At 72.4% G+C, this 23,290-nt stretch carries 20 protein-coding genes; 13 read left to right on the top strand and 7 right to left on the bottom strand.

The window, feature by feature from the left end:
• The first annotated feature begins 62 nt into the window (after positions 1 to 62).
• Positions 63 to 1,871, top strand: a complete 1,809-nt coding sequence (locus Aiant_RS26305; protein WP_189329499.1) for a GAF domain-containing SpoIIE family protein phosphatase — start codon at positions 63 to 65, stop codon at positions 1,869 to 1,871.
• Between the two features lie 215 nt (positions 1,872 to 2,086).
• Here the strand turns inward: Aiant_RS26305 and Aiant_RS26300 are convergent, their stop codons facing one another.
• Both Aiant_RS26300 and Aiant_RS26295 read right to left on the bottom strand, forming a co-directional pair.
• Complete coding sequence (locus Aiant_RS26300) at positions 2,087 to 3,586, bottom strand: hypothetical protein (protein WP_189329498.1); 1,500 nt, start codon at positions 3,584 to 3,586, stop codon at positions 2,087 to 2,089.
• Positions 3,583 to 4,707: a hypothetical protein gene (locus Aiant_RS26295; RefSeq protein WP_229829898.1), complete on the bottom strand. Its 1,125-nt coding sequence runs from the start codon at positions 4,705 to 4,707 to the stop codon at positions 3,583 to 3,585. Before Aiant_RS26295 ends, Aiant_RS26300 begins: the two co-directional genes overlap by 4 nt.
• Before the next feature lie 130 nt (positions 4,708 to 4,837).
• Here Aiant_RS26295 and Aiant_RS26290 point away from each other — a divergent pair, with 130 nt between their 5' ends.
• Positions 4,838 to 5,122 (top strand): DUF427 domain-containing protein, encoded by a 285-nt coding sequence (locus Aiant_RS26290; protein WP_189329497.1) that lies wholly within the window; start codon positions 4,838 to 4,840, stop codon positions 5,120 to 5,122.
• 22 nt (positions 5,123 to 5,144) lie between these two features.
• On the opposite strand, the gene Aiant_RS26285 is transcribed toward Aiant_RS26290, so the two are convergent.
• Together Aiant_RS26285 and Aiant_RS26280 are read right to left on the bottom strand one after the other, a co-directional pair.
• Positions 5,145 to 5,537, bottom strand: a complete 393-nt coding sequence (locus Aiant_RS26285; RefSeq protein ID WP_229829897.1) for a hypothetical protein — start codon at positions 5,535 to 5,537, stop codon at positions 5,145 to 5,147.
• The gene (locus Aiant_RS26280; RefSeq protein WP_189329496.1) at positions 5,527 to 6,000 is read right to left on the bottom strand and encodes a hypothetical protein; all 474 of its coding nucleotides are present in this window, start codon (positions 5,998 to 6,000) and stop codon (positions 5,527 to 5,529) included. The genes Aiant_RS26285 and Aiant_RS26280 overlap by 11 nt, the downstream gene beginning before the upstream one ends.
• Before the next feature lie 159 nt (positions 6,001 to 6,159).
• Here Aiant_RS26280 and fxsA point away from each other — a divergent pair, with 159 nt between their 5' ends.
• The 3 genes from fxsA (at position 6,160) to Aiant_RS26265 (ending at position 9,751) form a co-directional block, all read left to right on the top strand.
• Positions 6,160 to 6,348: an FxSxx-COOH cyclophane-containing RiPP peptide gene (gene fxsA / locus Aiant_RS26275; protein WP_229829896.1), complete on the top strand. Its 189-nt coding sequence runs from the start codon at positions 6,160 to 6,162 to the stop codon at positions 6,346 to 6,348.
• Positions 6,349 to 6,364: 16 nt separating this feature from the next.
• Positions 6,365 to 7,918: an aKG-HExxH-type peptide beta-hydroxylase gene (locus Aiant_RS26270; RefSeq protein ID WP_189329495.1), complete on the top strand. Its 1,554-nt coding sequence runs from the start codon at positions 6,365 to 6,367 to the stop codon at positions 7,916 to 7,918.
• 183 nt (positions 7,919 to 8,101) lie between these two features.
• Positions 8,102 to 9,751 carry a putative bifunctional diguanylate cyclase/phosphodiesterase gene (locus Aiant_RS26265; protein WP_229829895.1) on the top strand — a complete coding sequence of 550 codons (1,650 nt, stop codon included), beginning with the start codon at positions 8,102 to 8,104 and terminating at the stop codon, positions 9,749 to 9,751.
• A gap of 12 nt (positions 9,752 to 9,763) precedes the next feature.
• On the opposite strand, the gene Aiant_RS26260 is transcribed toward Aiant_RS26265, so the two are convergent.
• Positions 9,764 to 11,338 carry a methyl-accepting chemotaxis protein gene (locus Aiant_RS26260; protein WP_189329493.1) on the bottom strand — a complete coding sequence of 525 codons (1,575 nt, stop codon included), beginning with the start codon at positions 11,336 to 11,338 and terminating at the stop codon, positions 9,764 to 9,766.
• Between the two features lie 100 nt (positions 11,339 to 11,438).
• Between Aiant_RS26260 and Aiant_RS26255 the strand changes: the two genes are divergently transcribed.
• Complete coding sequence (locus Aiant_RS26255) at positions 11,439 to 12,272, top strand: transporter substrate-binding domain-containing protein (protein ID WP_189329492.1); 834 nt, start codon at positions 11,439 to 11,441, stop codon at positions 12,270 to 12,272.
• 31 nt (positions 12,273 to 12,303) lie between these two features.
• Here Aiant_RS26255 and fxsT read toward each other — a convergent pair whose 3' ends face one another.
• Entirely contained in the window at positions 12,304 to 14,724 is a 2,421-nt protein-coding gene (gene fxsT, locus Aiant_RS26250; protein ID WP_189329491.1) for an FxSxx-COOH system tetratricopeptide repeat protein, read from the bottom strand.
• Between the two features lie 96 nt (positions 14,725 to 14,820).
• Here fxsT and Aiant_RS26245 point away from each other — a divergent pair, with 96 nt between their 5' ends.
• Complete coding sequence (locus Aiant_RS26245) at positions 14,821 to 15,135, top strand: STAS domain-containing protein (RefSeq protein ID WP_189329490.1); 315 nt, start codon at positions 14,821 to 14,823, stop codon at positions 15,133 to 15,135.
• Positions 15,136 to 15,312: 177 nt separating this feature from the next.
• Here Aiant_RS26245 and Aiant_RS26240 read toward each other — a convergent pair whose 3' ends face one another.
• Entirely contained in the window at positions 15,313 to 16,590 is a 1,278-nt protein-coding gene (locus Aiant_RS26240; RefSeq protein WP_229829933.1) for an MFS transporter, read from the bottom strand.
• A 58-nt stretch (positions 16,591 to 16,648) separates the two neighbouring features.
• Between Aiant_RS26240 and Aiant_RS26235 the strand changes: the two genes are divergently transcribed.
• The 6 genes from Aiant_RS26235 (at position 16,649) to Aiant_RS26210 (ending at position 23,284) form a co-directional block, all read left to right on the top strand.
• Positions 16,649 to 17,617, top strand: a complete 969-nt coding sequence (locus Aiant_RS26235; RefSeq protein ID WP_189329489.1) for a GlxA family transcriptional regulator — start codon at positions 16,649 to 16,651, stop codon at positions 17,615 to 17,617.
• Positions 17,618 to 17,679: 62 nt separating this feature from the next.
• Entirely contained in the window at positions 17,680 to 19,347 is a 1,668-nt protein-coding gene (locus tag Aiant_RS26230; protein ID WP_189329488.1) for a GspE/PulE family protein, read from the top strand.
• Between the two features lie 81 nt (positions 19,348 to 19,428).
• Positions 19,429 to 20,550 (top strand): type IV pilus twitching motility protein PilT, encoded by a 1,122-nt coding sequence (locus tag Aiant_RS26225; RefSeq protein ID WP_189329487.1) that lies wholly within the window; start codon positions 19,429 to 19,431, stop codon positions 20,548 to 20,550.
• 2 nt (positions 20,551 to 20,552) lie between these two features.
• The gene (locus tag Aiant_RS26220; protein WP_189329486.1) at positions 20,553 to 21,785 is read left to right on the top strand and encodes a type II secretion system F family protein; all 1,233 of its coding nucleotides are present in this window, start codon (positions 20,553 to 20,555) and stop codon (positions 21,783 to 21,785) included.
• Positions 21,786 to 21,892: 107 nt separating this feature from the next.
• Positions 21,893 to 22,423 (top strand): type II secretion system protein, encoded by a 531-nt coding sequence (locus Aiant_RS26215; RefSeq protein WP_189329485.1) that lies wholly within the window; start codon positions 21,893 to 21,895, stop codon positions 22,421 to 22,423.
• 75 nt (positions 22,424 to 22,498) lie between these two features.
• Complete coding sequence (locus Aiant_RS26210; RefSeq protein ID WP_189329484.1) at positions 22,499 to 23,284, top strand: prepilin peptidase; 786 nt, start codon at positions 22,499 to 22,501, stop codon at positions 23,282 to 23,284.
• The last annotated feature ends 6 nt before the right edge of the window (positions 23,285 to 23,290 follow it).

Below are 23,290 nucleotides of genomic sequence, written 5' to 3'. Positions count from 1 at the left end.
GCGGCGCGCGGGTCGTCAGGTCCGTCACGCCGGTAACCTGGCAGGCAACCGGCCGGGGGGCGATGGTGCTTCAGTGGGACGTCATCGGCGACACCGAGCAGAGTGTGCTCGCCGATCCCGTGCGCCTGCGTTCGGTCCGGCAGCTGGGGCGTTCCGGGCCGGATGAGGCGTTCGACCGGGTGGCGATGCTGGTCCGCAAGCTGGTGGACGCGCCGCTCGGGGTGGTCTGCCTGGTCGACGCCGAGGAGCAGTTCCTGGCCGGCCAGGTCGGCATGCCGGAGCCGTTCGCCAGTGAGCGCGCCATGCCGCTGACCCACTCGTTCAGCCGGCACGTGGTGGTCGCCGGCGAGATGCTGGTGATCCCGGACGTGCGGACGGACCCGCGGATGCGCGGCAACCCGTCGATCGAGCAGCTCAACGCGATCGCGTACGCGGGCGTCCCGATCACCGACCCGGACGGGCTGGTGGTGGGCGCGCTGTGCGCGGTGGACCACGAGCCACGGGACTGGACGCCGAGCGAGGTCACGCTGCTCACCGAGCTGGCCGCGGTCTGCTCGTCGGAGGTGTGCCTGCGGATCGCCCGGGCCACGGCCGAGGAGGCGCGGCAGGCCGCCGAGTCGGCACACCACCAGTTGGAGCTGCTCACCGACCTGACCGAGTCGCTGGCCGCGACGATGGACGTGGACGAGGCGATGCGCCGGCTCGGCCGGATCGTCACGGCCCGGCTGGCCGACTGGTGCGTGGTGACCTATGCCGACGAGCCCGGCGCCGAGCCGCACGTCAGCGCCGCACACCGGGATCCGGCCCGGGCCGCCGACATGGCCCGGCTGGCCGAGCTGGCCGCCCGCTCCCGCACCGACCTCCAGGCGATCGTGCTGGCCGCCCGCCGCAGCGGCCGCCCGGTGCGCCGCGCCGACGGCCCGGCGAAACTGCGCGGCCGGCTCAGCGACGCGGAGATCGCCGCGATCGCCACCTCGGCCGGCCTCGGCTCGTCGATGGTCGCGCCGATCATCTCCCCGGTGCGCCGCCGCGTGATGGGCGCGGTCCTGCTGGTCAACGGGCCGGACCGGGCGCCGTTCAGCGCCGCCGAGGAGCGCATCGCCGCCGAGATCGGCCGCCGCGCCGGGCTGGCCGTGGAGAACAGCCGGCTGTACCGCGAGCAGCGCCACGTCGCCGAGGTGCTCCAGCGCAGCCTGCTCACCGAGCTGCCCGAGCTGCCCGGCGTCGAGCTGCACGCCCGATACCTCCCGGCGCAGGACGGCGCCGCGGTCGGCGGCGACTGGTACGACGCCTTCGCCCAGCCGGACGGCAGCGTCCTGGTCGCGGTCGGCGACGTGTCCGGCCACGACATCGAGGCCGCCGCCACCATGGGCCAGTTGCGAAACCTGGTCCGCGGCGACGCCTACGGCCGCACCGACGAGCCCGGCGTCCTGCTCACCCAGCTCGACCAGGCCCTGCACGGCCTCCGCGTCCCGGCCGCCGCGACCGCCGTGCTGGCCCGCGTGCGCCAGTCATGGTCGGGCTATCAGATCAGCTTCGCGAACGCCGGACATCCGCCCCCGCTGCTCCTCCTCCCGGACGGCCGCGTCCAGGTCTGGTGGGTCCCGCCGGAGCCACTGCTCGGCCTCCCCCCGCAGGACCCGCGCACCACCACGATCCGCTACGTCCCACCCGGCTCGACCCTGGTCCTCTACACCGACGGCCTGGTCGAGGACCGGGACCAACTCCTCGACGACGGCGTCGCCCGCCTCGCCGAGGTGTTGCGCCACTGCGCGGTCTACCCCGGCGACGAACTTTGCGCCCGCCTGCTCGAGGTCGCCCCCCGCCGCAGCGACGACATCGCCCTGCTGCTGGTCCGCCTAACCGGCTGATACCTCCAGAAATCAGGGGCCAACGGCTCGCTCATCCTCCAGGGCCAAAGCCTATTTTTCTACGCCTTTCCGCCCAGTCCCGGGACGTCACGCGAGGCCGCGGCCCACTCCGGGCCGCCCAGCGGGCATCCGGGCGGAATCCGGTGGCCGCGGTGGTTCGCCCATCACCAGGACGGCGTGCACCCGGCTGGCCACGCCCCGGGGCCGTCGGCGGGTCAGGCGGGTGATTCCTCGTACGTCGGCGGGCCACCGTGGGTCCACGGCGTCTCCGCGGGGTCGGGGAGGGCGCCGCCGCGGCGGAACTCTTCGCTCAGGGTGGTCAGGACCAGCCGTTCGCCGACGGCGGGGACGCTGCCGGGTTCCGCGACCAGCTTGCGGCCCATGCCGCCGGACAGCTCCAGCAGCACGTCGAACTCGATCTCGTCGGGGCCGGCCGGCAGAGCGGATGAGGGGGGCGCCGCGGGAGCGGGTGCTGACGCGGGCAGGGAGGGGGCTGCGGTCGGGGGGTGGACTCGGGTCACCGAGACGACTCGGGCTTTTTGCGACGGGCGGGACGGGGAGGTCAGGGTGGTGCCGGGTTCCACGCGGACCGGCTCGCCGGTGCGGACCATGATGCGGGGGCGCAGGACGGGGCGTTTGCCGGTGTCGTCGACGCGGTCCGGGGCGGCCAGGGTGACCGTGCCGGCGAAGGCGGCGCCCGCCAGGCGGTATTCGGCCAGGACGAGCGGGTCGTCGAAGGCGCGCTGCACCGCGTAGCGGGAGGCGGCGCTCTCCAGGCGCTGCAACCGGGCGGCCGCCGCGACCGCACCGTCACGGCGGGGCTGCGGGGCCCCGCCCTCCGCGACGTGCTGGGCGAACGCCGTGTACGCGTCCTTGTCCCCGTCCCACCGCTGCCGCACCCGGTCGCCCACCGGCATCCGGCGCAGCAGGTTCAGGGTTCGCCACATGCGGTCCCAGGTCGGCAGCAGCAGCGTGCGCACCACCTCGGGCAGCTCCGGGGCGGACCGTTCGATCAGCGGGGCGAGCACCTTGTTGTCGAAGTCCGGGTCGGTGGCCGGGCCGGCGACCGGGCCGTTCTCCACCGCGCGGGCCGCCGCGGCGCCCTGCTCGATCCAGGCGAGCAGCACGCCCAGCTGCGCGTCCTCGGCTCCGCTCTGCCCGGTGGCCCAGTGCAGGCCGAGCGCCTGCACCGCGTTGAGCAGCAACGACGAGCCGGGCACCTCGGCGCTGTTGGCAAAGAAGGTGAGCCACCGGCCGAGCAGCGGCACGGTGATCGGCACCGGGTGCTCGCCGTCGACCGAGCGGAACCGGGTGGAGCGGCCGAACAGGCGCAGGAAGTCGACGCCGGCCGGGTTCGGGACCCAGAGCTGCGGGGCGTCGGCGTACCGGGTGCGGACGTCCTTGCCCCGGTCGACCGGGATCTCCTCGGTCCGGTCGGTGAACGAGTCGACGTACGCGGTCAGGATCTGTCCGAGCCGGTCGGCGAACCGGAAGCGCTCGTCCCGGTCCCGGGGCTGGGTGACCACCAGCAGTTCCGGCTCGGCCGGGTCGGTGCCGACGAGCGCCGCGAGCGGCGCGTTCGCCTCGCCGGCCATGGCCAGCGGGATCAGCACCATCGGATGGTCGTGCACGTGCAGGTGGCGCACGGTCGCGATCGGCTGCGCCCGCCCGGTGGCGACGGCCTGCGCCCGGGCGAGGGCGGTGAGGGTACTCAAGAAGCGATCCCGGGCGACGACGAGGCAGCCCCACCCGGCCCGGGCGAGGGAACAGCGGCCGGGTCGGCGTACCCCAGGGAGAGCGCCTCGGTCCGCAACCGCAACGCGGCCCGCAACAACGCCGCGGCCTCCTCCTGATCCGCCGACGGCGCCCGCGCGCCGGAGGCGAGCGCCAGCACCTCGTCCACCGACTCGATCCCGCCGAGCGCCTCCCGCACCGGCCGCCCCAGCGCCCCGGTCGTCCCCGCCGCCTCGTGCCGGCAGAACACCGAGAGTTCGCAGGTCGACAGGCACTCCGGGGCGTAGTGCGGCGCGACGTGCCCGAGCGCCACGATCAGCTCGTCGGCCGGCCGGCTCAGGTCGAACGTCACCCCGGCCGGCAGCGCGTCGATGATCTCGCCGACCGAGGAGAGCCGGGACAGCTGCCGGCGCAGGGTGGACAGCTGCTTGCGGACGTCGAGGCGGACCGCGACCGGGCGCATCGCGAAGTTCTCCGGGCAGACCAGCACGACCTCGTGGTCGACCAGCAGCGGGTCCATCCCGAGCCGGCCGAGCAGCTCGCGCAGGGCCAGCACGTAGACCGCGGCCTGGGTGGCGGCCGCGGACACCTTGGCGCTCTCCGCCTGCCCGTCCACGATCGCGAAGGACTTGATCTCGACGACCTGCAACCGGCCCGCGTGCGCGTAGGCGACCAGGTCCGGCTCCAGGTAGACGGTCTGCCCGGCGACCTCGAGGGTGAGCAGCGGATGATCGATCAGCGCCGCGGACGCCGTGGCGAGCACGTCGACCGTCCGCGTGTGCCGGTCGTCCAGGGTGTCGTCGGAGTCGGCGCCGAGGTCCTGATAGGCGGCGCCGTCCGCCGCGTCGAGCACGGTGCGCAGCAGCGCGCAGTCGTCCGCCTTGAGCATCGCCTCGAACGCGTTGCCCCGGGACAGCGCGAACCGGGACTGGCCGAAGCTGCCCGGGAAGCCGACCGTCTCGGCGAGTTTCAGCTTGTCGACGCCGGCCGCGTCGAGCACGGCACGCCGGTTGCAGCCGGGGTTGCCGGTGAGGGCGGCGATCGTTCGCGCGTTGTGCCGCTTGGCCTTGCCGGAGCCGCGTAGCTCGTCAAGCCGGGTCATCAGAGCCCTTCTTGATCGACAAATCAGGGGAAGTCTACGGTACGGCGGCTTTCTCGCCGCCTTTCACCCGCGAGAGGTGAATAAAACGCGCATATCAGTCACAAAACCGACGGCGCGCTAGGTTCGGGGCATGCCGAAGGCCATCTGGAACGACGAAGTGATCGCGGAGAGCGACGACACGGTGGTGCTCGAGGGGAACTATTACTTCCCCCGCGCCTCGGTGCGTGACGACATCTTGATCCCCTCCGACACGCACACCGTCTGCCCGTGGAAGGGCAAGGCGTCGTATTACTCGCTGCGCGCCGACGGGCAGACCGCCGCGGATGCCGCCTGGTATTACCCGGACCCGAAACCGGACGCCGCGGCCGTCCGGGACCGGGTCGCCTTCCGCCGGGACGTGAAGGTGGAGAGGTAAGGACACCCCACCGGGGGCCCGCTCACGCGATGCGCGGGTGGGCCTCCTCGATCGCGGTGACCTCCAGATAATCCAGCATGTCCCGCTGCTCGTCGGGATCCAGCGCCCGGAAGGCGGCATACGCCTCGTCCCGGGCATTCACCGTCTCGGCGGCCAGCAGCGCGATGATCGCCGACCAGGCCAGCGACACCCGGTCGAAGAGCCGGGCGCGGCGCAGCGAGGTGAGCCGGGTCAGCATCGCCACCTTGGCCACCGCGTCGTCGTCGTGCGCGACCCGGTCGCAGAGCTCGAACAGCGCCCTCCCCCGGTACGGATGCTCGGCCTCGATCATGCGGGCCAGCTCGGCGTTGCTCATCTGGTCGGTCGCCGGGGCCGGGCCGCGCCGGGGCAGCCGCGGGTTCGGTTCAGCGTGCACGGCTGTCCCGCCCGCTCTCGTAACCGTTGCCCGGCGCCTGGTGCGGCAACGTGGGGGTGCTCGGAAAGCTCGGGAACGGCGGCGGCGCCGGCATCACCGGGGCGACCGGCTCGTCCGGCTGCGCCGGGAACCGCTGGGTGAAACTGTCGAGCACCGCCTTGCCGGTCTCGGTCCCGGCGCCGACGGTCGCCTCGACCGCGTCGGCCACCCGGTCGGCGAGCGCCGCCTGCGCCCGGCGGATGGTCCGCAGGATCTCGGTGGCGAGCCCGGGCGCGCCCAGACCCAGCGACCGCTCGTCCAGCTCCAGTCCGGTCACGTTGCCCGAACTGGCCACAGTGACCAGGATCGCGCCGTCGGCACCGGCCGCGGTCGCCCGCAGCGCGGCCACCCGATCGGCCAGCGCGGCGGCCGCACCCCGGGGCCGGGGCGCGCCGTCAACGGCGCCCAGATCTCCACCCAGCACGTTTCGCCCTCCGTTGCCGACTTCCGTGATGACGTCCCATGAGATCACGACCACGCCATCCCCGCGAGCACCCACCGTAGCGACTCCCGGCGCTCACCCGACCCGGCGACCGCCGTAACCTTCAAGCAACGCATCGACCGCCACGATCGAGGGGGTGCCGTGGAGACGGGTCAGCCGCACGACGCACACGCGCCGGACTGGCGGTCCGCGATGATCGACGTCTCCCAGTCCACTCTGGACGAGCTGGTCGCTCGCGAGGACTCCGCTCTGGATCACTGCCTGCGTCGGCTCGCCGCCGAGCTGGCCGGTTCCAGCGAGCAGATCGCCGGCTTCAATTCGGCGCTCTGACCGGCCAGGATCCGGTTTGCGCCCGTTCCGGCTCGCCGACGCCGACCTCGCCGCCCTGGGCGCCGGCCGGCCCTCCGCCGACACCCTGGCCCTGCTGCGCCGGGCCCGGCTCAGCCGGCATCTGCTCCTCCTGCGGGAGGCTCGGCGCGCTGTTCCGGAAGATCCTCTCTGGTACGCCCGGCTGCGCGCGTTACCCGCCGCCGAGTCCCGCGAGCGCTCCGCCGACCCGATGACCGGACTCTGGGCGGCCCGGCTCGTGGCCGCCCACCGCGCCGGCATCTCGCCCACTGTCGGTGATCTGCCCGACCCGGCGGGTCATTCCCTGGTCGCCTCGCACGCCGGGCACACCCTGCGGGTGCGGCTGGACGATCGGAGCCCGCTGCGGCACCTGCTCGGGCTGCCGCCGACCGAGCCGCTCACCCCCGACGAGGTGGCCCACTGGCGGCGTTGCCTCGACGCGGCGTGGCAGATCCTGGTCGACCGGCATCCGGCGGCGGCCGGGATCCTCGGCGGGGTGCTGCGGGTGATCGTGCCGGCTCGGCCGGATCCGCTCGCCGAGGGCGTGAGCGCCACCTCGGCGGAGGCGTTCGGGGCGGTCGCGGTGTCGGCGCCGGCTTCCGGGACCGGGCTGGCGGTCGCGCTGCTGCACGAGACGCAGCACAGCGTGCTGAACGCGGCGCATGGACTGTTCCCGCTGGTCGAGCCGGGGGCGGGGCGGGAGTATTCGCCGTGGCGGGAGGATCCGCGGCCGGTTTACGGGGTGCTGCACGGGATCTACGCGTTCCTGGCGGTGACCCGGTTCTGGCGCGCCGAGTTGCGGACCGGGGCGACGGCGAACGACGAACAGCGGACCGAAGCGACGGCGAACGACGAACAGCGGACCGGCGCGACCGCGAACGACGAACAGCGAACCGAAGCGACGGCGAACGACGAACGACGGACCGAGACGGCAGCGGGCGGGGCGAGTGAGGCCGAGTTCGAGTTCGCCCGCTGGCGGGTCGCGGTGCACGAGACGGCCGGGCGCCTGCTCGACGGCCCGGCGCTCACCCCGGCGGGACGCCGCCTGGTCGCCGCCCTGCGCGACGAGGTGACGCCCTGGCTCGCCGAGCCGGTGAACCGCGAGGTCGACCGGCTGGCCGCGCTGGCCCGGGCCGACCACCGGGCCCGCTGGCGGCTGCGGAACCTGACGGTGCCGCCCGCGGCGACGGCCGGCCTGGTCACGGCCTGGCGGACCGGGCAGCCGGCACCACCGGTCGAGGCCACGATGGGTCGCACCGAACGGGTGGTGGAGTCCAGCGCCCGGTTGCGGCTGATCCGCGCCCTGCTGCGCGACGAGCCGGAGCGCGCGGCGGACGGCGACGACGCGTGCCTGCGGGGTGATGACGGGGCGGCGCTCCACGCGTACCGAAAGATGCTCGTGGCGGACCGCGCGAACGAAGCGGCCTGGAGCGGGCTCGCCCTCGTCTCCCCGCATCGCGCCGCGCGCGAGCGGCCGGAGGTCGTCCGCGCCGCCGCGCTCGCCCTGCCGGAAGCGGACATCCTGGCCCTCGCCGCCTGGCTCTCCGCCTGACGCAACCGCATCTGCACGTGCAGCGGAAGGTGCCGCCACGAAGTCGGTTGCAAGTCGGTTGACCTGCGGTTTTGCTGCCGGTGCGGGACCGGAAAGGCGACCTGGATCACTCAACCCGGCCGCCCCGGCACCGATCTGAGCGGCCGGAGGTGGATCGTGGCTCGGAAAGCTCTCTTGGACCGGATGCGGCGTGTCGTCGACGACGGCGTCGTTCTGGCTTCGCTGGTATTGCTGGTGTGGCCGGCAGCGGACGCTGCCGACGGGACCTGGACGACCCGGCTGGTGCCGGTGGCCGCGGCCCTCTGTCTCGGCCTGGCGATGCTGCTGGTCGCGCCGGAGCGGCCGGTCCTGCGCTTCGCGCCGACCGCGGCGGCCCTGGCCGTCAGCGGCATCCGGCACCTGCAGGGCGAGCTCGCCCGGGGCGCGGTCTGGCTGCTGCTGGCGATGGCCGTGGCGGTGCTGATCCGCCGCTGGATCGGGGCCGGCTCGGACACCGCGCTGATGCGCGAGATGACCACGCAGCGGGCGCTGCTGGCCAGGCAGGCGTACCGGGACCCGCTGACCGGCCTCGGCAACCGCAAGATGTTCCTGGAGCGGGCCGAGCACGAGCTCTCCGAGGCGAGCCGGACGATGACCGCGGTGATCGTGGTCGACCTGGACGGCTTCCGCGAGCTCAACGACACGCACGGCCACGAGGTCGGCGACGAGCTGCTGCGCGCGGCGGCCGACCGGCTGGCCGCCAACGTGCGGGCCAACGACGTGGTCGCGCGCCTCGACAGCGACGAGTTCGTGGTGCTGCTGCCCGGCCTGGAGGACGAGCAGGCCGCGGTCGCGGTGGCCGACCGGGTGCTCACCGAGCTGCACCGGCCGCTGGAGGTGGCCGGCATCAAGATGACCGTCCGGGCCAGCGCGGGTGTCGCGATCACCGCCGGCGGCGGCGAGACCGTCGACCACGTGCTGCGCGAGGCCGACCAGGCCCTGCACCGCGCCAAACTGGACGGCGGCGGCACCGCCCGCCGGTTCGACCCGGAGCTGTTCGCCCTGGAGGAGCAGCGCCGCAAGGCCGAGGGCGACATCATCCGGGCCCTGGACCTGGGCGAGTTCGAGGTGCACTACCAGCCGATCGTCGACCTGGACGGCGAGCACACCGTCGGCGTCGAGGCGCTGATCCGCTGGCAGCACCCGGAGAAGGGCCTGGTCCCGCCCGGCCTGTTCCTGGAGTTGGCCGAGCAGCTGGGTCTGCTCCCCCGGCTCGGCGGCTGGGTGCTCGAGGAGGCCTGCCGGCAGGCGGTCAACTGGCAGCGCCAGTTCCCCGGCTTCGAGATGAACGTCAACCTGTCCGCCTCGCAGCTGAGCAACCCGAACCTGGTCGCCGAGGTCCGCGCCGTCCTGGAGCGCACCGGCCTGGAGCCGGAGCACCTGGTCCTGGAGCTGACCGAGTCGGTGGCGCTGGTCGACCTGGAGGAGTCGGCCCGGATCCTGAGCGAGCTCAAGGATCTCGGGGTGCGGATCGCGCTGGACGACTTCGGCACCGGGTTCTCCTCGCTCAGCCACCTGAGCGCGCTGCCGGTGGACGTCGTCAAGATCGACCGGTCGTTCGTGCAGGCGATGCCGGAGAGCGGCGGGGCGTCGGTGGCCGAGGCGGTGCTGCACATCGCGCGGACCTTCAACCTGGCGCCGGTGGCCGAGGGCGTGGAGGACGCGGCGCAGGCCGAGTGGCTGCGGGACCTGGCGTGCAGCCGGGCGCAGGGCTACCACTTCGCCAAGCCGATGCCCGCCCTTGACGTCACCGAGCTGCTGGACAAGCAGGCCGACCGGGACATCTGCGCCTGACCGGCCGGGGTGTCAGTGCCGGAACTGGTCCGACACCTGGCGCAGCCGGTGGGACAACTGGGCCAGTTCGGTCGCGGCCGCCTCGGTCTGGGTGGCCGCCTCGTGGGTCAGCGTGGTGGTGTCGGCGACCCGGTTGATCGAGTCGGCGACCCCGGTCGCCGAGTGCACCGCGGAGTTCACGCTGGCGACGATCTGCCCGGTCGCGGCCTTCTGGTTCTCCAGGGCCAGGGAGATGGTCCGTTGCAGCCGGTCGATCTGGTCGATCACCTCGCTGATCCGGGTGATCGCCTCGAACGCGCCGGCGGTGTCCCGCTGCATGGCGGTCACCTTGTCGGAGATGTCCCCGGTCGCCGAGGCGGTCTCCTGGGACAGGTCCTTCACCTCGCCGGCCACCACCGCGAACCCCTTGCCCTGTTCCCCGGCCCGGGCCGCCTCGATCGTCGCGTTCAGGGCGAGCAGGTTCGTCTGCTCGGCGATCCCGGTGATGATGCTGACCACCGCGGAGACCTCCTCGCTGGAGCTGCGCAGCCCCTCGATGCTCCGGTTGGTGTTCGCGGCCAGCTCCACGGCCTCCTTGGCGACCCGGTCGGCCTCGGCCACGGCCGTGGTGATGTCGTCGATGGACGCCTCCAGGCCGCGCGCCGCCGCGGTGGTCTCGTCCACGCTCGCCGTCACCTTGCCGATGTCCTGGCTGGCCTTGCCGGCCTCGGCGGAGGCCGTCCCGGCGCCCTCGGACAGCTGCCGGCTGGTGGCGGTCAGCTGTTCCGAGGCGGCGGCGACCGAGTTGGCGTTCCCGCCGATGTCCACCATCGCGGTCCGCAGCGAGCCGACCACCGCGTTCAGGCTGGCGCCGAGCTGCGCCAGCTCGTCGCCGCCGGGCAGCGAGGCGTCCACGGTCAGGTCGTAGCCGGCGATCGCCTGCGCGGCGGCCAGGTTGTGGTTCACCCGGCTGGCGATCCGGCGGGCCAGCAGCAGCGCGGCGCCGCCGAGCAGCAGGGCGGCCAGGATGCCGATGATCAGCGTCTCCAGCTTCGCGTGCCCGGCGGCCGCGGTGGCGTGCGCGTAGGCACGCTGGACCTGCTCGGTGATCGCCGCGCTGAGCCGGTCGAGGGCCTCCGCGGCCTTCGCGTCGACCTCGTCGTAGGCGGGCCGGGCGGCCAGGGCGGCGGTCCGGTCCGGGTCCGAGGCGACCCGGCTGGCCAGGGTCACCATCCGCTGGCCGGAGGCGATCAGCTCGTCGAGCACCGGCAGCACGGCGTCGGCCTGCGCGCGCAGGCTCGGCATGTGCCGGATCACGTCGTCGATGCCGGTCCGGGCCTGGGCCACGTTCGCGCCGAGCAGGTCGAGCGCCTCCTGCCGCTCGGTGGCGTTGTTGGAGACCAGGGTGGCCAGCACGTTGCCACGGAACAGCGCCCGCGCGGTGTCGGCCGACTGCACGGCCTGCTGCGCCGAGGCGGCCGCCCGGGCGGTCGTCTGCTGGGCGGCGATCGTGGAGATGCCGCGGTATCCGATCGCACCGGCCACGATGACCAGGATGAATCCGGCCACCGCCAGGCCGGCGATCTGCCGCCGGATGGTGAACGTCACGATGATCTCTCCCTCCCCTGGCACCGTAACGGCCGATCCGCGTCGCTAAGGCCGGTTCCGCATCGGCCGAAGAAAAGGCACGGAGGTTGTTGTGCGAATCATGGCTCTGTTGCTCGCCGCCACGGTCACCCTGACAGCGGCCGGCGGCTGCTCGGACGGCGAACCGGAGAGCGCGCCCCTGGACCGGCTCGCCGAGGCCCGGGCGGCGCTGCCCGACTCGATCAAGCAGTCCGGGATCCTGATCACCGGCACCGACCCGACGTTCGAGCCGATGACGTTCAAGAACGGCGAGAAGTACGCCGGTCTGGACATCGACCTGGCCGAGGCGGTGGCCGGCAAGCTCGGCCTGACCACACGCTGGCAGACGGTGTCCTTCGGCGACCTGCTGGACCAGGTCGGACAGCACAAGATCGACATGTCCATCTCGTCGATGTTCGACCGGGCCGAGCGGCAGAAGAAGGTCGACTTCGTCAATTATCTGAACGCCGGCACGTCGATCGTCGTCCGCAAGGGCGCCGGGGACATCGGCGGCATGCCGGGACTGTGCGGGCGGCGGGTCGCGGCCCAGCCGGAGACCGTGTTCGTCGAGATGGCCACCGCCCAGAAACGGGACTGCGGCCGGAAGAAGCTGACCGTGGTGCTGTCCAACAAGCCGTCCGCCGACGTGCGCGACGGCCGGGCGGACGCCGCGCTGAACGACTTCCCGATCGCCGCGCTCGACGTCGAGAAGATGAAGACCATCGAGCTGTCCGGTCCGCAGATCGAGGCGATTCCGTACGGCATGGGGATCGCCAAGGACCGCAGGGCGCTCACCAGCGCCGTGCAGACCGCCCTGTACGCGATGATCGACGACGGCACCTACGACGCGCTGCTGGCCAAGTGGAAGGTCAAGGAGGGCGCGCTGCGCACCGGGGCGATCAACGGCGGCGCCTGAGAGCAGCGGGCGGCTTTCGCGCACACCCCGATCAGAGCGGCGGCAGATCGATGTCGGTCTCCAGCCGCTGCCCGGCGGAGGTGACCTGGAAGATCGGGTGCCCGTCGCCGTACGCCTTGGTCAGCGCCGCCACGGCCTGCTGCTGCGCCGCCTCGTCCTGATCGGCCAGCGCCAGGTTCCACGCGCAGGCCACCGTGTCCGGATGGTCGGCCCCGCGCACCACCCGGGAGCGGCGCAGCGTGTCGGCGGCCAGCTCCCGTCCCGGCATCGCCTCACCGGCCGCGAACAGGTCGGCGGCCAGCCCGTTCGCGCAGCTCAGCGTGAACGGGTGGTCGGCGCCGACACTGCGCCGCAGCCCGCCGAGCACCTCCTCGTCGATGGTCCGGGCCTCGGCGTGCCGCCCGGCCGCGCGGACCACCCCGGCCAGCCCGGCCGAGGCGGCCAGGGTGAACGGGTGCTCGTCGCCGAGCACCGCGTGGAACCGGATCACCGCGCGTTCCAGCAGCTCGTGCGCGCCGGCCAGGTCACCGGCCGCGCGCACGCAGTTGGCCAGCGAGACCGCGGTGGCCAGGGTGTCCACGTTCAGGTCGCCGAACCGCTGCCGGCAGGCGGCGAAGTTGGCGGTGGCCAGTTCCCGGGCCTCCGGCCGGCCCCGCCGGTGCGCGGCCATCGCGGTCAGCCGGCCGGCCCAGAGCGCGAACGGGTGGTCCTCGGCGACCTGCTCGGCGTGCCCGCCCAGGACCGTCGCCACCCCGGCGTAGTCGCCCAGGCCGAACAGGTCGTAGGCGAGCGCGGCCCGGGACGCCAGGGTCTCCGGGTGGCCGGGCGCGTTGATCGCCTGCCGGTGCCGCAGGGTCTGCTCGTCCAGCGACCGGGCGCCCCGGAAGTCGCCGATCAGCCGCAGGTCGATGCCGAGGTTGTTGGCGCAGCGCAGCGCGGTCGGGAAGCTCTCCCCGAACAGCCGCCGGTAGCGCACCAGGTTGTCCGCGTCCAGCTGCCGGGCCTGTCCGAAGTGGCCCTGCATGCGCAGGTCGCCGCCGACGCTGTTGGCGGTGGCCAGGGTGGCCTCGTCGTCGGCGCCGAACACGTCGCGCTGGGTGCGCAGGGTTTGCAGGTTCAGCGTCCGGGCGTCGGTCGTGCGGCCCACCGCGCGCAGGGCGTTGGCCAGGTGGAACGAGGCGAGCAGGGTCTGCTCGGCGGACTCGCCCAGGGCGTCGCGCCAGCGGGCCACCGCGGAGCCGGCCAGCTCGCGGCTGGAGTCGTAGTCGCCGCGGGCGAAGTGGAACCGGATGCAGTTGATCACCAGCTGGCGGATCTCCTCGGCGTCACCGCCGAGCAGGTCGGAGTGGATCAGATGCGGGGCCAGCTCGGCGTACCGATACCAGCCGGCCGGGTTGTCCGGGTCGCCCGGGTCAGCCGCCGAGAGCATCGCGCGCACGGTGCGCAGCAGGTCGGCGTGCCGCTCCGAGCTGAGCTCCTGGCCGAACATGCCGCGGATCAGCGGGTGCACGGTCAGGCGCTCGCCGGACGGGTCCAGGCCGGCCAGGCCGTACCGGGCGATCCGGCGCATCGCGGCCCGCAGCCGGCGCTCCACCCGGACCGTGCGGGCCACCTCCGGGTCGAGCGGCAGGGTGCGCGCCGCCCAGAGCAGTTGCCAGGAGATCGGGGCGCTGGCCAGGAACGTGCAGAGCTCCAGCAGCATCCGGTCGGCCGGAGCGGCCTCGCCGAGCGCGTCGGCGGCCAGCCCCCAGGCGACCCGGAGCGGGGTGGGGAAGGCCAGCTCACCGGCCCGCCGGTGATAGCGGTCGAGGTATTCCGGGACCGGCCAGCCGGTCGCGGAGCGGACCGCGGCGGCCAGGTCGAGCGCGATCGGCACGTCGCCGAGGGCCGCGGCGAGCCGGTCGGCATCCTCCGGGGCGAGGTCCGGGGTGCGGGCGCGCAGCAGGTCGACGGCGTCCGGCCGGTCGAACACCGGCACCGGCAGCGCCTGCGCCACCTCGGCGGTCCAGCGTGGATTGCGGCTGGTCACCAGCACGTGCCCGGCGCCGGAGGGCAGGTACGGCATGATGTCCTCGGGCCGGTTCGCGTTCTCGAACACGACCAGCCAGTGCCGGAACGGCTCGCCCTTGCTCAGCGCGTCGCGCACCGCACCGAGGGTGCGGTTGAGATCGCGCGCCTCGGGCAGCCCGAGTTTCTGCGCCAGGCCGGCGAGGGCCGCCCGCATCCCGGCGTTCTGCTCGGCCGGGATCCACCACACCAGATCGTAGGAGTCGGCGTGCCGGTAGGCATATTCCACCGCCAACTGGGTACGTCCTGTTCCGCCGAGCTGATGGTCCGGACTCGGCAGCAGCACGACGGGACCGTTGCCGAGCAGGCCGCGCACGCGGGACAGTAGTTCTTCACGACCCACGAAGCGGGGGTTGCGCGGCGGCAGACCGCCACGGATCGGCACACCGTGCTCCTCACGTCTTGGTGATGCCGATTACCGTACGTGGAACCCCCGCCACAGCAAAGCGGGCAACGCGCCCGGCGAGACGGAAGGCCCCCGGTGATCGAAGAAGTGACGACGCTGGATACCGATGGCGGCACCACGACCGTCTCGCTGCGCGGAGAGATCGACGTGCTGACCGTGGAGCAGGTCCGGGTGGCGCTCGGCGAGGCGGTCACCGGGCGTCCGCGGCAGATCGTGGTCGACATGGCCGGCGTCGCGTTCATCGACTCGACCGGGCTGGGTGCGCTGATCTCCGGCTTCCAGCGCGCTCGTGACCAGGCGATCCCGTTCTCGCTGTCCCACCCGAGCGACAACGTGCGCCAGATCCTGGTCCTGAGCGGCCTCCTCGAAGTGGTGCACGTCACACCCTGAAGTTTTCCGACAAAACCCCCTTTTGCGTACGCCCTGAGCACGCGCCCGTGACGCGATGCGACGGACCGGGACCGCCTCGCGCCGAAGCGAACCGCGGGCCGCGGGTGCGGCCCGCGGCCCAGCGGTCGTCGCGACGGGAGTGGCCGGGGCCGCAAGTCGTACCGAAAGGGTTGGGGTCTAAGCCTTGGCGGCCGGAACCGCCAAGCCCAGCCCCGGCGCGATCGGCTTGAGGCGTTTGCCGGCGAAGAGCATCAGGCTCAGGATCGAGCCGAGGATCGCCAGGCCCCCGGCGCCGTACCAGGCCCAGGTGTACGCGCCGAGCTGATCACGGACCAGGCCGGCCGCGGTGGCCGCGATCGCCGCGCCGAACTGGTGTGACGCGAAGACCCAGCCGAAGACGACCGGGCCGGCCGCGCCGTAATACTCCCGGCACAGGGTGACCGTCGGCGGCACCGTGGCGACCCAGTCCAGGCCGTAGAACAGGATGAAGACCAGCATGCCCGGGTGTGCCGTGGCGGCCAGGAGCGACGGCAGGATCAGCAGCGACAGGCCGCGCAGCGCGTAGTACGCGCCCAGCAGGATCCGGCTGTCGACCCGGTCGGTGAGCCAGCCGGAGGCGATCGTGCCGACGATGTCGAAGAGGCCGACGAGCGCGAGCAGGCTCGCCGCGGTGGTGTTCGGCATGCCGTGGTCGTGCGCGGCCGGGATGAAGTGCGTGCCGACCAGCCCGTTGGTGGTCGCCCCGCAGATCGCGAAACCGCCCGCGAGCAGCCAGAACGGCCGGGTCTTCGCGGCGTCGCGGAGAGCGGTCAGCGCGGCCTTGGCGGCATTGCCCACCGGCTTCGCCGGCGGCTCGGTGACCCCGCCGAGCGCGGTCACGCCCAGGTCCTGCGGGTGGTCCCGGAGGCGCCAGAGGATCAACGGTACGACCAACAGCGCAACCACCGAGACGGTGAGCGCCGCCGTGCGCCAGCCGTGCGACTCGGTGATCCGGGACAGCACCGGCAGGAAGATCAGGTTGCCGGTCGCGCCGCCGGCCGTGAGCACCCCGGTGACCAGGCCCCGGTGCTTGACGAACCAGCGCCCGGTGATGGTGGCCACGAAGCCCAGCGCCAGCGAGCCGGTACCGAGCCCGACCAGCACGCCCCAGCAGAGCATCAGTTGCCAGCTCTGCCGCATGAACACGGTCAACCCGGAGCCGAGCGCGACCAGCAGCAGCGCGACGGCGGCCACCCGGCGGATGCCGAACTTCGCCATCAGGGCCGCGGCGAACGGCGCGGTCAGGCCGTAGAGCACCAGGTTCACCGAGACGGCGGCGGAGATGGTGCCGAGCGACCAGCCGAACTCGGCGTGCAGCGGCTGGAGCATCACCGAGGGCGTGGAGCGGAAGCCGGCCGCACCGATCAGCGCGATGAACGCGACCGCGGCGACCGACCAGGCGGGGTGGATACGCATCTTCACGTGATGATTCTCGGCAGTCCGGCCCGTCCGGACGAGTGGCCCGAAGGCCATCATGCGCAAGAATCGGGCCATGCACTCCATCGCGGTCCTGGTCCTCGACGGTGTCGTCCCCTTCGACCTGGGTGTGCCCGCCCAGGTGTTCGGCGCCTCCCGCGACCCCGACCGGAATCGGCTCTATGAGCTGCTGGTCTGCGGCGAGGGCCCGGCGCGCGCCGAGGCCGGCTTCACCGTGACGCCGGACCACGACCTCTCGGTGGTGGCCCGGGCGGACACCGTCCTGGTGCCGGGCATCCACACCGGCGGCCCGGTCACCGACGGCACGCTTCCCGGCCCGGTTCGCGAGGCGCTGCTCGCCGCGGCCGCGCGTGGCGCCCGGATCGTGTCGATCTGCACCGGCGCCTCGGTGCTCGCCGCGGCCGGCCTGCTGGACGGCCGCCCGGCCGCCACCCACTGGGCCTGGGCGAAACGGATCGGCGGGCTCTACCCGCGGGTCGACTGGGACTTCGACGTGCTGTTCGTCGACGACGGGGACGTGCTCACCTCGGCCGGCGTCGGCGCCGGGGTGGACCTGTGCCTGCACATCGTCCGCTCCGACCACGGCGCCGAGGTGGCCAACCGGGCGGCCCGCCGCTGCGTGGTGCCGCCCTGGCGGGACGGCGGCCAGGCGCAGTACATCGAGCGCCCGGTCCCGGCCGGCGGCGGCATCGGCACCGAGCCGACCCGGGCCTGGGTCCTCGACCGGCTGAGCGAGCCGGTCACCCTGGAGGAGATGGCCGGGCACGCCCGGATGAGCGTGCGCACCTTCACCCGCCGGTTCCGGGACGAGACCGGGTCGAGCCCGCGGCAGTGGCTGCTGCGGCAGCGGGTGGAGCACGCCCGGCTGCTGCTGGAGTCGACCGACCTGGGGATGGACGTGGTGGCCCGGCGGTCCGGGCTGGGCAGCGCCACCGCCCTGCGGCAGCACCTGCACGCCACGATCGGGGTGGCGCCGTCGGCTTATCGCCGGACCTTTCGCCACTAAGTTTTCGGCCGGGATGTCCGATGGAGGGGTGTATACCCTGTGCCGCCGCGCTTGAGGACTTCATGGACCAGACCTTCCGGCCTCTGCTTGACGCTCTGAAGCAGATCGGCATCGACCCGCACGCGGTCGACGCCGCCGCCGAGGAGGCACAGCGCAGCGGCCGGCCGGTGCGCGCTGTCCTGATCAACGACCAGGTGGTCACCGAGGAGCAGCTGACCCAGGCGGCCGCGGCGGCCTTCGGGATCAACACCCTGGACCTGGTCGGCTTCACCCCCGACCCGACCGCGCTGAAGCGGATCCCGCTGCCGGTGGTGCTCCGGCACCGGGTGCTCGGCCTGGCCATCACCGACGGCGAGCTGGTGGTCGGCGTGACCGACCCGGCCGACGTGGTGGCGCTGGACGACGTCCGGGCGGCGACCGGCATGACGGTCCGCCCGGTGGTGGTGGCCCGCTCCGAGGTCCGCCGGATCATCGAGAAACTGCAGCGCGAGGACAGCGACCTCGGCGACCTGGCGGACGCCGAGACCGGCGACTCGGCCGGCATGGCCGCGCAGCAGACCAGCACCGACGACGCCCCGATCGTCCGGTACGTGAACAGCCTGATCGAGCAGGCGGTCATGAACCGCGCCTCCGACCTGCACCTGGAGCCGACCGAGGACGACATGCGGGTGCGGTACCGGATCGACGGCGTGCTGCACGAGGTGGACATCGTGCCGCGGGGCGTGATGGCGGCGCTGACCTCCCGCATCAAGATCATGTCGGGCGTCGACATCACCGAGAAGCGGATCCCGCAGAACGGCCGGATCACCGCGCTGATCCGGGACCGGACGGTCGACCTGCGGACCGCGACGCTGCCCACGGTGTGGGGCGAGAAGATCGTGCTGCGCGTGCTCGACACCGGCGGCATCGACCTGGACCTGCGCAAACTCGGGTTCACCGAGCACAACCTGCGCCGGTTCGAGGAGTCGTTCAGCAAACCGCACGGGATGGTGCTGGTGACCGGCCCGACCGGGTCCGGCAAGTCGACCACGCTGTACGCCACGCTGGGCCGGATCAGCAAGCCGGAAGTCAACGTGATCACCATCGAGGACCCGGTCGAGTACCGGTTGCGCGGGATCAACCAGGTGCAGGTGAACGCCAAGGCCGGACTGACCTTCGCCGCGGTGCTGCCGGCCATCCTGCGCTCCGACCCGGACGTGGTGCTGATCGGTGAGATCCGGGACGGCACCACCGCGCAGATCGCCGTCGAGGCGGCGCTCACCGGTCACCTGCTGCTCTCCACGCTGCACACCAACGACGCGCCGGGCGCGGTCACCCGGCTCACCGAGATGGGCATCGAGCCGTTCCTGGTCGGCTCGTCGCTGGACTGCGTGCTGGCCCAGCGGCTGGCGCGGCGGCTCTGCGACTGGTGCAAGGAGGCGTACCAGCCGACCGAGGAGGAGGTGCTGGGCGCCCGCTGGCCGCTGGAGGACCTGGCCTTCCCGCAGGTGCTGTACCGGCCGGTGGGCTGCCGCAACTGCGCGAACACCGGGTACAAGGGCCGGATCGCGCTGCACGAGGTGATGCCGATCAGCCCGGAGATCGAGTCGCTGTGCATCCAGCGGGCCGCGGCCGGCGAGATCCGCGAGGTCGCGCTCGCCCAGGGCATGTACGAACTGCGCGCCGACGGCCTGGCCAAGGCGGCGGGCGGCCTGACCTCCGTGCGGGAGGTGTCCCGAGTAGCAGTCTGACAGCACCCGTACCGCTACTAAACCCGGCCGCCGGGATGCCGAATCAACAGGCGTCGGACAGCGAACGAGAGGGCCGGAACCGTGAACACGATCGAGCACGAGGTGCGGCAGCCGGAGACGGCCGCCAGCGCGGACGACCTCGCCGTGCTCGACCAGTTGCTGATCACGCTGGTCGAGTCGCGCGGCTCGGACCTCCACCTCACGGTGGGATCGCCGCCGATGATGCGGGTCGACGGCGCGCTGCGCCCGGTACCCGGGTACGGCAAGCTGAACGCCTCGGACACCGAGCTGCTCGCCCGCGCGGCGGTCACCCCGGCCCAGTGGGAGACGTTCGAGCGCGAGCAGGAGATGGACTTCGCGCACAGCATCATCGGCGTCTCCCGGTTCCGCGGCAACCTCTACCGGCAGCGCACCTCGTGCGGCGCGGTCTTCCGGGCCATCCCGCACAAGATCAAGCCGCTGGACGAGCTGGGCATGCCGGAGTCGGTGGCCCGCTTCGCCCACCTGCCGCGCGGACTGGTGCTGGTCACCGGCCCGACCGGGTCGGGCAAGACCACCACCCTGGCCTCGCTGCTCGACCTGGCCAACCGCAGCCGCGCCGACCACATCATCACCATCGAGGACCCGATCGAGTTCCTCCACCCGCACAAGCGCAGCATCGTGAACCAGCGCGAGGTGGGCGCCGACACCGAGACCTTCGCCAGCGCGCTCAAGCACGCGCTGCGGCAGGACCCGGACATCATCCTGGTCGGCGAGCTTCGTGACCTGACCACCACGTCGACCGCGCTGACCGCCGCCGAGACCGGCCACCTGGTGATGGCGACGCTGCACACGCAGAGCGCCACCCAGACCATCGACCGGATCATCGACATCTTCCCGCCGCACCAGCAGTTGCAGATCCGCGCGCAGCTGGCGGCCAGTCTCCAGGGTGTGGTCACCCAGGCGCTGGCGCCCCGCGCGGACGGCAAGGGCCGTGCGGTGATCTGCGAGATCCTCTCCGCGACGCCGGCCATCCGGAGCCTCATCCGGGAGGGCAAGTCGCACCAGATCCCGTCCTTCATGCAGGCCGGCAGCAACGAGGGCATGCTCGCCTTCGATCAGCACCTGGCCGAGAAGGTGCGTGAGGGCGTGATCACCATGCAGACCGCTCTGGAGATCAGTCACTCTCCGGAGGAGCTCAAACGGCTCGTCGGCAGGGGATGATCATGACCGCCAACAAGACTTTCACGTACAACACGATCGACGCCTCGGGCAAGAAGTCGAAGGGGACCATCGAGGCCCCCAACGAGGCCGCCGCCACCCACATGCTCAAGCAGCGTGGCGAGGTGCCGCTCGGCCTGATCGAGGCCGGACAGGGTCTCCAGCGCGAGCTGAAGATCCCCGGGCTGGGCAACCGGGTCAAGCTCAAGGACCTGGCGGTCTTCGCCCGGCAATTCGCCACCATGACCTCGTCGGGCATGTCGCTGCTGCGCTCGCTCTCGATCATGGAGGAGCAGACCTCGTCGCCGCCGCTGAAGAAGGCGCTCGGCGAGGTACGCGCCGACGTGGCCGCCGGTGGCGGGCTCTCCGCCTCGATGGCCAAGCACGACCGGGTCTTCCCGCGGCTGATGGTCGCGATGATCCGGGCCGGCGAGACCGGCGGCATGATCGACCGGGCTCTCGAGCAGATCGCCGACAGCCTGGAGAAGGACACCGCGCTCCGCGGCAAGATCAAGAGCGCGCTGACCTATCCGGCGATCGTGCTGGGCTTCACCTTCGTGCTGATCGCGGCGATGCTGATCTTCATCGTCCCGATCTTCGAGGGGATGTTCAAGAGCCTCGGTGGCGAACTGCCGGCGATCACCCAGTTCCTGGTCACGACCAGCCACAACATGTGGTGGATCGGGCCGCTGGTGCTGGGCGCCGGGATCGGCAGCACGGTCGCCTACAAGCGGCAGCTGCGGACCAGCGCGGAGTTCCGGCTCCGGGTGGACCAGCTCAAGGTCCGCATGCCGGTCTTCGGCTCACTGTTCCAGAAGCTGGCGATGAGCCGGTTCTCCCGGAACCTGGGCCTGCTGCTGAACGTCGGCGTGCCGGTCATGCAGGCGCTCGCGGTGGTCGGCGAGACCACCGGCAACGAGGTGATCAACATCGCCATGAAGGACATCCAGGGCACCGTCCGGGACGGCCAGCCCATGTCCACGGCGATGCGGAACCACAAGATCTTTCCCGAGATGGTCAACCAGATGATCGAGGTCGGGGAAGAGAGCGGTCAGATCAGTCAGATGCTCGACAAGGTTGCCGACTTCTACGACAGGGAAGTCGACTCCGCCGCCGAGTCCCTGGCCGCCTCGATCGAACCGATCATGGTGCTCATCATGGGTGCGGTGGTCGGCGGCATGGTCGTCTGTCTCTACCTGCCGATGTTCACGATCTACCAGAACATTCAGTCGAGCTGACCCGCTCGCTCAGCGTGCGACGCCGCACGCGCGGTACACCCGGCCGCTCCCAACTGCCGGTTCTTCCTTCCCTGCCCCACCCCTGTATGCCTATGGAGGCAATCCCCATGCAGAACGTCATCGACCGCCTGACCGTCAAGCGCGACGACATCCTCGCCAAGAAGGACGACGACAAGGGCTTCACGCTCATCGAGCTCCTGGTCGTGGTGGTCATCATCGGCGTCCTGGTCGCGATCGCCGTGCCGGTCTACCTGAACTACCGCCAGGGTGCGGCCGACAAGTCCGCGCAGTCCGACGTGCGTGGCGCGATCAGCGCGGTGGAGCAGTACTACACCAGCAACGGCAACCTGTACCCGACCGGCCCGCTGACCAGCATCAGCGGCACCGGTAGCTCCGCCACCACCACCTCGACGATCGCCCTGACCTCCGGTGGCTCCACGGTCGGCACCATCACGGTCTCCGACAAGACCCAGCTGACCTACATCAACAACGCCACCACCGGCACCTACGCCATCTGCGCGACCAACTCGGGCGGCAGCGGCAAGGTCTACGTCTACCGCAGCGCGGCCGGCGGCTCGGTCCAGACCGCCAGCGGCGTCACCGTCAGCAGCTCCGGCTGCACCGGCGTCACCGCCTGATCCTCGTAACACCCTGACGGGTGGCGCCACCGCTGGTGGCGCCACCCGCCCTGGCAACTACCGAAGGAGTCCGACATGCCGCTGGTACCGCTGCTGGTGGTGGCCGCAGTGTTCGGCCTCGCGGTGGGCTCGTTCCTGAACGTCGTGATCCACCGGGTGCCCCGCGACGAGTCGCTGGTCCGTCCCGGTTCGCACTGCCCGAACTGCGGCCACGAGGTCCGCAACCGGCACAACGTCCCGGTCTTCGGATGGCTGCTGCTGCGCGGCCGGTGCGCCGACTGCGCCACCCCGATCAGCGCCCGCTATCCGCTCGTCGAGGCCGGCACCGCCGCCCTGTTCGTCGCGGTGGCCGCCCGGTTCGGCTGGTCCTGGGCCCTGCCCGGCTATCTCTACCTGGCCGCCGTCGCGATCGCCCTGGCGCTGATCGACCTGGACGTGATGCGGCTCCCCGACAAGATCGTCCTCCCCTCGTACGCGGTGGCCACCGCCCTGCTGGTCCCGGCCGCCCTGCTGGCCGGCGACCCGGCCGCCCTGCTCCGCGGCGCGCTCGCCGCGATCCTGCTCTACGCCCTCTACCGCGTGCTGGCCGTCTGGGGCATGGGCGGCGGCGACGTGAAACTCGCCCCGCTGCTCGGCTTCTACCTCGGCTGGCTCGGCTGGGGCGCGGTGGCGGTCGGCGCGTTCGCCGGCTTCCTGCTCGGCGGCCTGGTCGGCGCGGTCCTGCTCGCCACCCGGACGGCCGGGCGCAAGAGCCGGATCCCGTTCGGGCCGTACATGCTGGCCGGCGCGTTCCTCGCGGTGTTCGCCGCGGCGCCGATCACCGACTGGTACGCCAACCTGCTCACCTCCGCCCCGTACTGACCGATA

Source organism: Actinoplanes ianthinogenes, from assembly GCF_018324205.1.
In the GTDB taxonomy this organism is placed as follows: domain Bacteria; phylum Actinomycetota; class Actinomycetes; order Mycobacteriales; family Micromonosporaceae; genus Actinoplanes; species Actinoplanes ianthinogenes.
The sequence above is the reverse complement of the archived record's forward strand: the minus strand, read 5'-3'. Positions and strand labels throughout refer to the sequence as shown.